Origin of the sequence: Leeuwenhoekiella sp. A16 (assembly GCF_047946675.1) — a bacterium.
GTDB lineage: Bacteria > Bacteroidota > Bacteroidia > Flavobacteriales > Flavobacteriaceae > Leeuwenhoekiella.
Window position 1 is genome coordinate 51,446 of record NZ_CP172313.1, and the last position, 12,074, is coordinate 63,519.

General features: G+C 39.5%; 10 protein-coding genes and 1 pseudogene. 7 read left to right on the plus strand and 4 right to left on the minus strand.

The genetic code is table 11. From position 1 onward, the window contains the following. Positions 1 to 267: 267 nt before the first annotated feature. Both ACH3O9_RS00220 and ACH3O9_RS00225 read left to right on the plus strand, forming a co-directional pair. Positions 268 to 918 (plus strand): annotated as a pseudogene (locus tag ACH3O9_RS00220) (M28 family peptidase); the annotation flags it as partial. Positions 919 to 1,369: 451 nt separating this feature from the next. Continuing rightward, positions 1,370 to 3,013, plus strand: a complete 1,644-nt coding sequence (locus ACH3O9_RS00225) for a M1 family metallopeptidase (RefSeq protein ID WP_416443187.1) — start codon at positions 1,370 to 1,372, stop codon at positions 3,011 to 3,013. A gap of 87 nt (positions 3,014 to 3,100) precedes the next feature. Here ACH3O9_RS00225 and ACH3O9_RS00230 read toward each other — a convergent pair whose 3' ends face one another. Beyond that, positions 3,101 to 3,706: an FMN-dependent NADH-azoreductase gene (locus tag ACH3O9_RS00230; RefSeq protein ID WP_416443189.1), complete on the minus strand. Its 606-nt coding sequence runs from the start codon at positions 3,704 to 3,706 to the stop codon at positions 3,101 to 3,103. 92 nt (positions 3,707 to 3,798) lie between these two features. On the opposite strand from ACH3O9_RS00230, the gene ACH3O9_RS00235 reads away from it, so the two are divergent. Next, entirely contained in the window at positions 3,799 to 4,143 is a 345-nt protein-coding gene (locus tag ACH3O9_RS00235; protein WP_416443191.1) for a winged helix-turn-helix transcriptional regulator, read from the plus strand. 10 nt (positions 4,144 to 4,153) lie between these two features. On the opposite strand, the gene ACH3O9_RS00240 is transcribed toward ACH3O9_RS00235, so the two are convergent. From ACH3O9_RS00240 to ACH3O9_RS00250, 3 genes are all read right to left on the minus strand, one after another. Then, positions 4,154 to 5,029, minus strand: coding sequence for an aldo/keto reductase (locus tag ACH3O9_RS00240; RefSeq protein WP_416443193.1), 876 nt, complete (start codon positions 5,027 to 5,029; stop codon positions 4,154 to 4,156). A gap of 115 nt (positions 5,030 to 5,144) precedes the next feature. Next, on the minus strand, positions 5,145 to 5,312 hold the full coding sequence (locus ACH3O9_RS00245) for an ASCH domain-containing protein (RefSeq protein WP_416446734.1): 168 nt from the start codon (positions 5,310 to 5,312) through the stop codon (positions 5,145 to 5,147). A 303-nt stretch (positions 5,313 to 5,615) separates the two neighbouring features. Next, a complete protein-coding gene (locus ACH3O9_RS00250) occupies positions 5,616 to 7,217 on the minus strand; it encodes a carboxylesterase/lipase family protein (RefSeq protein WP_416443195.1) in 1,602 nt (533 codons plus the stop codon). A 183-nt stretch (positions 7,218 to 7,400) separates the two neighbouring features. Between ACH3O9_RS00250 and ACH3O9_RS00255 the strand changes: the two genes are divergently transcribed. From ACH3O9_RS00255 to ACH3O9_RS00270, 4 genes are all read left to right on the plus strand, one after another. Beyond that, complete coding sequence (locus tag ACH3O9_RS00255; protein ID WP_416443197.1) at positions 7,401 to 8,789, plus strand: amidohydrolase family protein; 1,389 nt, start codon at positions 7,401 to 7,403, stop codon at positions 8,787 to 8,789. A gap of 350 nt (positions 8,790 to 9,139) precedes the next feature. Then, a complete protein-coding gene (locus ACH3O9_RS00260; RefSeq protein ID WP_416443199.1) occupies positions 9,140 to 9,817 on the plus strand; it encodes a fumarate hydratase in 678 nt (225 codons plus the stop codon). Next, complete coding sequence (locus ACH3O9_RS00265) at positions 9,818 to 10,537, plus strand: DUF3307 domain-containing protein (RefSeq protein WP_416443201.1); 720 nt, start codon at positions 9,818 to 9,820, stop codon at positions 10,535 to 10,537. A 21-nt stretch (positions 10,538 to 10,558) separates the two neighbouring features. After that, positions 10,559 to 12,049 (plus strand): S10 family peptidase, encoded by a 1,491-nt coding sequence (locus tag ACH3O9_RS00270; RefSeq protein WP_416443203.1) that lies wholly within the window; start codon positions 10,559 to 10,561, stop codon positions 12,047 to 12,049. Positions 12,050 to 12,074 lie beyond the last annotated feature (25 nt).

The following is a 12,074-nucleotide window of genomic DNA, read 5'->3' on the forward strand; positions in this document are numbered from 1 at the left end:
TTTCAGGTAAATGCGCAGACTGCTGTGCCCTCTTCTACAGATCTTAGAATATACGACATAATTGATGCTGTTTCTGCAGATCATATCGAGGCAGACGTACGTAAACTGGCCAATTTTGGAACCAGAAATACATTTAGTGACACTCTAAGCGATACGCGCGGCATAGGCGCAGCAAGAAGATTTATAAAAACCGACTTTGAGAAAACATCTGCAGGTTGTGGCGGTTGTCTTAATGTTTTTTACCAAAAGGATTTAGTTACTACAGATATGGGCAGTCGCGTGCCACATGACGCATATGTTGTAAATGTGGTAGCTGTACAGCGCGGTACAAAATATCCCAATCGCTACATCATTATGAGTGGTGACATAGATTCTCGTGCCAGTGATGCGGTTGATTTTACGACAGACGCGCCGGGAGCTAACGATAATGCGAGCGGTATGGCTGGTACTATGGAAGCGGCTCGTGTACTTTCTAAATATAAATTTGAGAATAGCATCATCTACGTAGGACTTTCTGGTGAAGAGCAGGGGCTTTTTGGTGGCGCCGGTCTGGCAGCTTACGCGAAAGAAAAAGGCTGGGATATTATAGGTATTCTCAACAATGATATGATAGGAAACATTAGCGGTGTTGACGGTGTTGTAAGCAATCGGGATTTTAGAATTTTCTCTGAACCTACTCCGCCTACAGAAACAGAACAACAACGACGCGGCCGGAGATTTTACGGTGGTGAAGTAGATGGTATTTCGCGGCAGCTTGCTCGTTACATACATAAAAATGTAAAAGAATACATGCCAGAGATGAACCCAATGATGATCTATCGTCTAGATCGTTTTGGTCGAGGTGGGCATCATAGACCATTTAATGACCTCGGCTATGCCGGTGTACGTATTATGGAAGCTCATGAAGATTATACGCATCAACATCAGGACATTCGTACTGAAGATGGTATTGAGTATGGCGATGTGGTAGAACATGTAAATTTTGAATATGCTAAAAAACTTACAGCTGTAAACGCGATCAACCTGGCAAGTCTGGCGTGGGCTCCTCCTACTCCTGCTACTGTAGAAATTGGTGGAATTGTAGAAGCAGATGCAAAACTACAATGGAGCAAAGTAGACGGTGCAGTAGGCTACAAGATATACTGGAGAGATACAACTTCGCCTACCTGGGACAACAGCCGATATGTAGGCGATATTACTCAGTTTACACTTAAGGGCATTGTGATAGATAACTCCTTTTTTGGCGTAGCAGCAGTAGGTGCAAATGGTCATGAAAGTCCAGTAGTATTTCCTAATGGTATCATTAGAAATTGATTTTTGATTTATATTCGCTAATTCTTGGGAATTTCGGTTCCCTAATACCGCTTTTATGAAATTAAAAATCGCCCTCACAGCGCTAATAATCGTTCTATTTTCGCTAAAAATCAGCGCTCAGGAATTTACCCGTCTAGATAGTATAAAAGGTAGTATAACCCCGCAGCGAGAATGGTGGGATCTTAATCACTACGATCTTAACGTTACTATTAATCCTGCTAAAAAATTTATTTCCGGAACAAATACAGTTACCTACACGGTTCTAAAGCCATACCAAACCATTCAGATAGATCTGCAACAACCTATGCAGCTGCTTTCTGCAACACAAAATGGTGAAGAACTCACGTATACTAAAGAAGGAAGTGCTTATTTTATTTCGCTTAAAGCGAAACAGGAAAAAGGCTCAGTACAAAAATTAGATCTCACTTTTAAAGGTACTCCACGAGTAGCTGTAAATCCGCCATGGGACGGTGGCTGGACGTGGCAGGAAGACAGCAAAGGCAATGTTTTTGCGGCCAATTCTAACGAGGGTATAGGTCCATCGATCTGGTGGCCTAACAAAGATCACCCTTATGATGAGGTAGATAGTCTTGATGTGAGAGCTACGGTACCTAAAGGACTTATGGCAGTCTCAAATGGCCGACTGATAGATTCTACCAATCAAGCCAACACCAGCACATTTCACTGGGCTGTAAAAAACCCGATAAATAGTTATGGTGTAAACATAAATATCGGGGATTATGCCCATTTTTCAAATACGTATAAAGGCGAAAAAGGTGAGCTAGATCTTGATTTTTATGTGTTAAAGGAGAATCTTCAAAAAGCAAAAAAACAATTTAAACAGGCAAATAAAATGCTTGAAGCATTTGAATATTGGTTTGGCCCCTACCCTTTTTATGAAGATGGCTACAAACTCGTTGAAGTGCCTTATTTAGGGATGGAGCATCAAAGTTCTGTGACTTATGGTAATCATTATGAAAACGGCTATTTAGGCAGAGATCTTTCTAACACAGGCTGGGGCCTGAAATTTGATTTTATCATTATTCATGAGTCCGGGCACGAGTGGTTTGCTAACAATATTACAGACAGCGATGTGGCAGATATGTGGATTCACGAAGGTTTTACGGCATATTCTGAAAATCTGTTTGTTGATTATTACTACGGAAAAAAAGCCGCTTCTGAATACGTTGAAGGCACACGCCGACTTATAAAAAATGACCGCCCTATCATAGGAAGTTACGACGTTGATTATGAAGGCAGCGGCGATATGTATTACAAAGGGGCTAATATTTTGCACACTTTACGCCAGCTGGTTGATGATGACGAGAAATGGCGCGCAATTTTACGCGGATTGAACTCGACATTCTATCATCAGACAGTTTCCACAAAACAAATTGAAGATTACATCAGCAAAGAATCAGGGATTGATCTTACTGAGTTTTTTGATGAGTATTTGAGAACAACTAAAATACCTGTGCTGGAATATAAAATTAACGGTGACACGTTAAGTTTTCGCTATAGCGAAATAATTGAGGGTTTTGATATGCCGGTGCAGGTAGAAATCAACGGAAAATCGGTCTGGATACACCCAAAATCGGACTGGCAGACCCAAAAATCAGACAAAAAGATCCTGAAATTTGAAGTAGATCCTGATTTCTATATTAAATCCCGCAAGATTTCAAATAGCTCTGTGAACTAGCATAGATAAAAACCTCCTAAAACACATAAAAAATCGGCTGATAATTCAAATTATTAGCCGATTTTTTTATTGTAATTATCTAGTAAATTACGCTTCTATAGCAATATTTTCAATCGCCTTTTCAAGAGCAGTTCCCTGTAAATCTGGTATGCTAACACCTTCTACACGGTAAGTTGTAACGTCTGTCATACCTAAAAAGGCAAGTACTTTGCGCATGTAAGGTTCGGTAAAATCAAACTCCTGCATTGGGCCGGCAGAGTAAACGCCACCTGTAGCAATACACAAATAGACTTTTTTATCTTTTATTAAACCTTCTACTCCAGCTTCAGTATATCTAAAAGAGATTCCTGCACGGGCGATATGATCAATCCATGATTTTAATGTTGAAGGGATAGAAAAGTTATACATAGGTACACCTATGATCACAATATCAGCATCCTTCAGATCACTTACAGCTTTATCTGATGTATCAACAGCCGCCTGCATTTCTTCAGAACGATCATCTGCCTGTACACCAAGTGACGTAAGCAAAGTCTCATCAAGATGTGGGTAAGGAGATTGCGAAAGGTCTATAGTTTTAATGTCAACCTCGCCATAAGTTGATTTAATTTCGTCAAGAACGACAGTAGATAGTTTACTTGAGAAGCTATCTGCACCTCTTGGGCTTGAAATAATATTTAATATCTTTTTCATACTTGGGTAATTTAGATTTAGACTACAAATTTAACTAATTTTGCTTACCAAAGTATAGCAGTTACCTTAAGGTAAGTGAAAATTAAGTTAATATGTCTAAACATAACCATACAGAATGTACTTCTGCGCTTCTCCCCGTGCGAGATGCGCTTGATGTCGTTAGCGGAAAATGGAAATTATTGATCCTGATATCTATAAAATCTGGCAATAATCGCTTTCGCGAAATAGAACGAAGTATCCCCAAGATCACTTCAAAAGTATTAGCAAAAGAATTAAAAGATCTTGAGTGTAACCAATTAATCACGCGCACTGTATATGACAGCAGTCCGGTGCTGGTAGAATATAAAGCTACGGTACATTCAGAATCTCTTGAGCCTGTTATTAATGCATTACGTGATTGGGGAATAGCTCATAGAAAGAAGATAATTGGCACTTGATAAATTCCTGCTATTTTTTGCTAGCTGCTCTTTTTCTCAAAAGATCTTCCGGAAAAGTATAAACAGCAGGATCTGGCCCGTTGCGCTCTCCTTTTTCTAAGGCTTTAATAGCGGCCATTTCATCTTTAGACAATTCAAAATCAAATATCGCGTAGTTCTCTTCTATGCGTTCCGGTGTTGTAGATTTTGGGAAAGTTATCACCCCTAACTGCATGTGCCAGCGCAAAACTATTTGAGCAGCTGTTTTATGATGATCTTTTGCAATACCATTTAGCACTTTATCATCAAGAACTTTTCCTCTTCCCAGCGGACTCCAGGCCTCTGTAAGTATACCATGCTTTTTGTGAAAAGCTCTTAGTTCTTCCTGCTGAAAATAAGGATGCATCTCAATTTGGTTTACAGCCGGAACAACGCTAGTTTCTTCAATAATGCGAGAAATATGCTCTTGAGTAAAGTTAGAAACGCCAATTGATTTTACTCTATCACTTTTTTGAAGTTCTATTAGTGCTTTCCAGGCAGCAACATAACCGTCATTTTTTACAATTGGCCAGTGAATAAGATAAAGATCGATGTGCTTAAGACCTAAAGCGCGGTAACTCTGCTCAAAATGTGCTAATGCATCTTCATAACCATGTTCTTTAGTATCAGGATTAAAATATTTTGTGGTTACATAAATATGTTCCTTCTGGGCTCGTATCGCATCGCCAACTTCTTTCTCATTACCGTAGGACTTCGCTGTATCTATATGCTTATAACCACAGTCAAATGCTTTTTCAACTGCTTTTACTGTATCTTTTTTATCAATTTGGTAAACACCAAAACCTAATTGAGGGATTAAATAACCGTCATTAAGCTTTACAAGGGGGGTTCTTTTATTGAATGTCATTACAGGCTGTTTTATAGGTTAGATTGATACCTATTAAATTACAAAACAGCATTTTAAAGAACCGTAGCTTAACACTAGTTAACAGCAGGGAATAACGTTAAAATTAATAGCTTAATTATTTAGGCCATACCGTTTTAAAAAATTCACAAACTATAACCATGTCTAAAGTTGGGCTTTCGTCAAATTCACTCGTTTCACGAGAATAATAACCCGAATGCACTTGTTTCCAGTAATCTAAAGACTTATCGCCCTCGCCTTCTATTGCGGCGTATTCTTCGTCAATTTCGTTAAAAGTTCCTTTTACAACTCTAGAGGTTTGTAACTATGCTGTTCCCTCTGCAGCCCAGTTAGTTATTATATAAAAATCACCGATTTTTCGCAGGTTTTGTCCATTTTTCTCTAACCACCAGAGTGAAGTAGAAGTTGCCTGTTTAGTACCTTTGGCAACTAATTCTGCACACTCATCGCCATCCGTTTTATGATCTCCAAAATAAATTACTTCCGGAATAGGCGCATCAGCATATTTAGCATTAGTTTTTTACAAAATCATTCCAAAGTTTTTTTCCTGACTCTTCAGTATTCATTTCTATTGATCTTCTGAATCATAAACACTCTCCCAAAAACGATATCTATCATCATGTGTAGCTTTTTCAGCCTTAGACTCAGTATTGATGATCATAACTTCTGGTGATTCGTCGCTTGCATCTAAAGCAGGCCATTGCGGTAAATTCTCACCGTTGGGATCACCGGTTTTAATGAAATTAGCAAAATAATCTTCCATAGTTTGAGAGACTTTACGGTCTTCATTTGTCCACTCCCGGGCTTCTATAAAATCTAGATTTCCCAAAGCATATTCAATTTCAGAAGCGTGTGGTGCACCAATTGGCGGTGATTGAGTTGTGGTATCTGCTTTTAAACCCGGTCTTACTTTACTAAATTTATAGCGGTAGACCGGTGCATCACTGTTCTTACTCGCAAGGTCTGCCCACTTCCAGGTGCTGTAAACGATAAAACCATCAGAAGCCATTTCTGCGGCAGATTGAGTGGTTTCTTCGGCTGTGCTGCGGGCATAAAGTTGTAAAAGATTATCTGAATATTCAGGATATGTTTCTTTTATTCTCGCTTCAAAATTTTCTGGTGTGCTTTCTTTTCCCTGCATAAAAGCACCCGCAGGAATTTCAGCAGAATTCCAGCCCACTAATAGTGGAACTTTAGCCTGCTCTCCTTCTTTAAAAACTTCACTTACAGTTTGTGGGTAGAAATAGCCATCTATAACAGTGGGAAATCCGGGAGTATTAGCCGATTTATAAAGCGAAAATAAAGAGTCGGTCGACAAATTTCGTAATTCGGCTAATGATGATATTCCAGCCTGCTTCGCGAAATTAACGCCCATCTCTTCTGCTTGCGCCAAAGGAACCGGTGAGGCAGTAGGTTTTATAGCAGCTCCGCTTTCACCTATCGCGCCAGCAATTAAATCTCTTGACAAAGGAGAAGCCATCAAGGCACTAACAGAAATCGATCCTGCAGATTCACCTGCAATTGTAATTTTAGAAGGATCACCGCCAAAGGCGTCTATATTATCATGAACCCACTCCAACGCAGCGACCTGATCAAGCAAACCATAGTTTCCCGAAGCATCTTTATTAGATTCTCCTGTTAATTCAGGATGGGCAAAAAAGCCAAAAATATTTAAGCGATAATTTATAGTAACCACCACAATTCCTTTTTCAGCAAGGCTTGCCCCGTCATATCGCAATTCTGAACCATCGCCGGCATTAAAACCACCACCGTGTATGTAAACCAAAACCGGCAGATTCTCAGTTTTCGCTTCAGCAGGAGCCCAAACATTGAGAAAAAGACAATCCTCGCTCATTGCTTTCGATCTATAAAGCAAATCATCCCAAAGTTTGATCTGCACCGGGCGATCACCAAATTCTTTAGTTTCTTTCAAACCTTCCCAATTATCAAGCGGTTGCGGCGCTTTCCATCGCAGTTCACCCACAGGAGGTTTTGCATAAGGAACACCAAAAAACATATTTAAACCGGTATTGCTGTCGTAAGTTCCTTCTACTTCGCCGTTGGCTACGGTTACTTTTGGCTCATTATTTCCTGATTTTTGGTCATTTTCAGGCGATTTACATGCATTTAAGGCCGATATTAAAATGATGCAGCAAGCTATTCGTTTCATAATTGGTTGGTATGGTTGTTAATAGAACAGTCAATTTACTAATAAATCAGTATATAAAATTCCATATCTATAAATGAGGTGTGCTTTTTTGCAGAATTGATGAAGTTTAGCATTCTAGTCAATCTTAAAACTTGCGGTCTTTTAAAGCTGTGATATGACAACGAACTTTTCTATTTTTAGAGCATGAAAAAACTGTACTTCCTCCCTTTGCTCCTGTTAGTTTTTAGCTGTCAGAGACAAGTTCCTAATTTTGATCTGGCGATTCACAATGTCAACATTATTGATATTGAAACTGGTAATATTACAGCCGGGCAATCGGTTTTTATGGTTGATGACACGATTCATTCTATTGTATCAACACGGGATCTGGTTACGAGTCAGGCAAAACAAAATATAGACGGAAGCGACCAATATCTGCTTCCCGGCTTTTGGGACAACCATGTTCACTTTCGCGGAGGCGATTCTCTTATTGCCGCAAATAAAAATTTCCTCAATCTATTTATCGCAAATGGTATTACCACCGTGCGTGAATGCGGTGGCGATATGACGCATCAAATTCACGACTGGCAAAAAGAAATAGCTGCAGGTGATCTTGTGGGACCTACGATTTATACTTCCGGACCTAAAATTGACGGTCCCGGTGCGCGCTGGGCTGGTTCTCTTGAAGTAAGTACAGACGAAGATGTCACAAAAGCGATTGACTCACTGCAGGCGTTAAATGTTGATTTTGTTAAGCTTTACGAAAGCACAATTAGTGGCGATATGTATTTAAAAGCGATCAAAGAAGCCACAGATCGCGGAATGATCACCAGCGGCCATATGCCGTTTACTGTTACGCTTGATGAAACCATTGAAGCCGGAATTGGTGCCAGTGAACATCTTTATTATATTTTAAAAGGATGCTCTTCTAAAGAAAAAGAAATCACAGAAGCTGTTAAAAGTGGTGAGACCTCATTCTGGTCTTCGCTTGCTCAGGTTATGCAAACGTATTCAGATTCGGTGGCGCAAAGTCAGTTTAAAAAACTGGTAGATAATAATGTTTTTGTGGTGCCAACGCTTTACATAGGCAATACGTTGAGCTATCTGGATGAAGCAGATCATACTAGCGATAAATACCTGAAATACATGGATCCCAGAATTGAAAAAACCTACGAAGGCCGCATAAAGAGCGCTTTAAATGCGCCGCCTGCCTTTGTTGCAATGCGCAAAAAACTGGATTCAACTTTTGTTGAACTTGCCGGTAAATTACAGGATAACGGTGTTTCATTGCTTGCCGGTTCAGACTGTGGGGCATTCAATTCCTATATCTATCCCGGTATTTCTTTGCATAAAGAATTAAAGGCTCTCGTTGATGCGGGACTTACACCGCTTGAAGCATTACAAACCTCAGCACTTAACGGAGCTCGATTTCTCGAAAAGGAAAAACCTGCCGTTGCAGTGGGAAAATCGGCCGATTTAGTGCTATTATCGGGAAATCCTTTGAAAGATATTACGCAAACTGAAAATATTGTCTGGGTAATTAAAAATGGAAAAGCTTACGACGACGACGCTTTAAAAGCTATGTTGAAATAGTTACTTCTCGATACAACGTGCTATCGCACGCCACTCGAAGTGACTAGCTTAACTTTCTGTTGTCAGTTCGAGTGATTTAAGCCTTTCAGCGAGAATCGTATCGAGAACTCTGTCAGCTATTGATGAAGCTTCGCGATAAACCTCACTTTATGGGCACTCAAAGTTACTAGCCTGTATGTGGTTGTCAGTTCGAGTGATTTGAGCTTTTTAAGCGAGAATCGTATCGAGAACTATAAGTGATTTTCCTTATAAATACATCATATAAGCCTTAAAGCTTATAACATAACATTATAAGTTTATAAGCTTATAAATATCATTTATAAGCTATTTAGCTTATATTTGGAGTGAATATGGGTAAAAAAGCAGTCATATCAGGCGACATTATCGCGTTTACAAGTCTTGCAGATGCAGGAAAGAACCAACTTGAAGCAGATCTAAAGCAACTTTTTGAAACTTTGCATGTTCACTTTGACACTTTCAGCAGGCTTATAAAAGGTGATTATCTGGAATGCGCAGTTCCACAACCGGAACACTCGCTGCGCATCGCCCTATTAATAAAAACCTTTATAAAATCCCGTGATCTGGCGGCAAAAACAAGCAGGCATAAATACTTTGAAGAATATGGTATTCGCCTGGCCATAGGCTACGGCGAACTCACACGCTACAATCCTGAAAAAGGAATCATTGATGGTGAAGCAATTTACCTGAGCGGTCGTCGTATAAATGAAGAAAGCACGCATAACAAAGAGCGCGTGATTATCAAAAACACCTTACTCTTTATCGCAGAAGATGAAGCACTTAATCAACGTTTTGAAGCCCTTTTTGCACTAATAGATTTTATGCTGATAAAAGCAACACGCCGGCAATGCGAAGTGGCCTACCATAAATTATTGGGAACCAGTGAAGAAGAAATATCTAACGTATTGGGTACCAGTCAGTCTTCGGTTAATCAACATTCTACAGGGATAGGCTGGAATGCCATAGAAAAAGCTATATTGTATTATGAACAAACATTAAAGCAGCTTTAAATGAATTTCCTATCTCTGCTCCTGCTCCAATTTATTGCCCATTTACTGGCAGATTATACCTTTCAGGGTAAAAATATGGCTCATAAAAAAGACCATGAAGGTTTTAAGAGTAAAATGCTAAAGTGGCACATTCTAATTGTTTTTGGCTGCAGCGTTATTTTAGGTTTACAGCCGATTTTCATCCCTTTTGCACTGATTATTACCATCACTCACTGGATAATTGACGGTTTTAAACCGCAACTGCTCAAAAATAAATACACGCACAAATATGCTTTTTTTATAGATCAGGCGCTGCACTTAATTATTCTCACGGCGGTGGTTTATGTGTTTAAACAAAATATAGCATGGCAACCGGTTTTTAACATCTCAATTAATCCCCTTATTCTGGGTATAATCGCAGCATTTTTGTTCTGTACAAAACCGGCAAATATCCTTATACGTGAAATATTCAATGCGTATGAGATATTTTTTGAAGGCGGTGATGAAGATCTGCCTAATGCCGGCAGACTTATAGGCATTATTGAGCGCTGGCTGGTGTTGATATTTATTTTTACCGGGCAATTTTCAGCGGTGGGTTTTCTTATTGGTGCTAAATCTATTTTGCGCTTTAAGGACGCTAATCTCCTAAAAACCGAATACGTGCTGGTGGGTACACTGCTCAGTTTTGGCATAGCAATCCTACTGGCAGTAATTATAACTCGATCTATAACTTTCTTTTAATACAGCTAAACAACCAATCTAATGACCAAATTTTTACTCCCTCTTACTTTTCTTTTTATTTCGCTTTTAGCGAAAGCTCAGGATGTCACTGTCCCGGTAGACACCACAATTGTCACCAAACATACGGCAATAATTAAAGGAGCGACTATTCCTTATACGGCAACGGTAGGTTTTCAACCGGTGTGGGATGAATCTGGTGCTCCTATAGCTTCGCTGTTATATACATATTACAAACGCACCGATATTAAAAATGATGAAACCCGCCCGCTGGTGATTAGTTTTAACGGTGGTCCCGGTTCTGCCAGTGTATGGATGCATATTGCATATACCGGCCCACGTATTTTAAAAATTGACGACGAAGGTTTTCCTGTTCAGCCTTATGGTATAAAAGACAATCCTAATTCTATTCTTGATGTTGCAGATATTGTGTATGTAAATCCGGTAAATACAGGTTACAGCCGCATGCTACCGGGAAAAGATGGAAAAATGCCAGATAAAACCCAGTTTTTTGGTGTGAACGCAGATATTTCTTATCTCGCAGATTGGGTAAATACATTTGTTACTCGCAATAATCGCTGGAGATCACCTAAGTTTTTAATTGGTGAAAGTTATGGTACAACTCGCGTTTCAGGACTTGCACTTGAATTACAAAACAGCAAATGGATGTACTTAAACGGTGTCATCCTTGTATCTCCTACAGAATTAGGTTTTAGTTTTGATGGACCTGTAGAAGTTGCAAATCGCTTGCCTTATTTCGCTGCAGCGGCATGGTATCATAAAGCACTTCCTGCAGAACTTCAAAATAGAGATCTTAGCGAACTATTACCAGAAGTAGAAAAATATGCTGTTGATGAATTGCTACCCGCTCTGGCCAAAGGTGGTTACCTTGATGCTGCAAAAAAGGAAGAGGTCATTGATAAAATGGCGTATTACTCAGGTTTATCTAAAGAAACCATTCGCAGCAATAATCTTGAAGTTCCGTTTGATTATTTCTGGAAAGATCTTTTGCGTAATAAAGATGGTATGACCATAGGTAGACTAGATTCTCGCTACAAAGGCATGGACATTAAAGAAGCGGGTGATGGCCCAGACTATAATAGCGAACTCACATCGTGGCTGAACAGCTTTACGCCTGCTATTAACTATTATATGAGCCAGGAACTTAATTATAAAACAGATCTTGAATATAATATGTTTGGCCCTGTACGCCCTTGGGACAATACGCGCAATAGCGCAGGTGCAGATCTTCGCGAAGCGATGGCTATGAACCCTAATTTGCATACTATGGTGCAGTCTGGTTATTTTGACGGGGCTTGTACTTATTTTAATGCTAAATATGTAATGGGGCAGATAAATGCTAACGGAAAGTTAGGCGACCGTCTTAGCTTTAAAGGTTACAGAAGTGGTCATATGATGTATTTGCGAGCAGAAGATCTTATCAAGGCAAATGACGATATTAGAGATTTTATAAATACGGCAAGCACTAATATTGAGCAGGGAGCGAAATATTAGAAGTTGGGCTCATTTTAAATTGAAA

Coding starts and splice junctions, on each gene's coding strand:
- ACH3O9_RS00260 (WP_416443199.1), top strand. CDS start 9,140: ATGGGTAAAAAAGCAGTCATATCAGGCGACATTATCGCGTTTACAAGT.
- ACH3O9_RS00235 (WP_416443191.1), top strand. CDS start 3,799: ATGTCTAAACATAACCATACAGAATGTACTTCTGCGCTTCTCCCCGTG.
- ACH3O9_RS00265 (WP_416443201.1), top strand. CDS start 9,818: ATGAATTTCCTATCTCTGCTCCTGCTCCAATTTATTGCCCATTTACTG.
- ACH3O9_RS00225 (WP_416443187.1), top strand. CDS start 1,370: ATGAAATTAAAAATCGCCCTCACAGCGCTAATAATCGTTCTATTTTCG.
- ACH3O9_RS00270 (WP_416443203.1), top strand. CDS start 10,559: ATGACCAAATTTTTACTCCCTCTTACTTTTCTTTTTATTTCGCTTTTA.
- ACH3O9_RS00255 (WP_416443197.1), top strand. CDS start 7,401: ATGAAAAAACTGTACTTCCTCCCTTTGCTCCTGTTAGTTTTTAGCTGT.
- ACH3O9_RS00230 (WP_416443189.1), bottom strand. CDS start 3,706: ATGAAAAAGATATTAAATATTATTTCAAGCCCAAGAGGTGCAGATAGC.
- ACH3O9_RS00240 (WP_416443193.1), bottom strand. CDS start 5,029: ATGACATTCAATAAAAGAACCCCCCTTGTAAAGCTTAATGACGGTTAT.
- ACH3O9_RS00250 (WP_416443195.1), bottom strand. CDS start 7,217: ATGAAACGAATAGCTTGCTGCATCATTTTAATATCGGCCTTAAATGCA.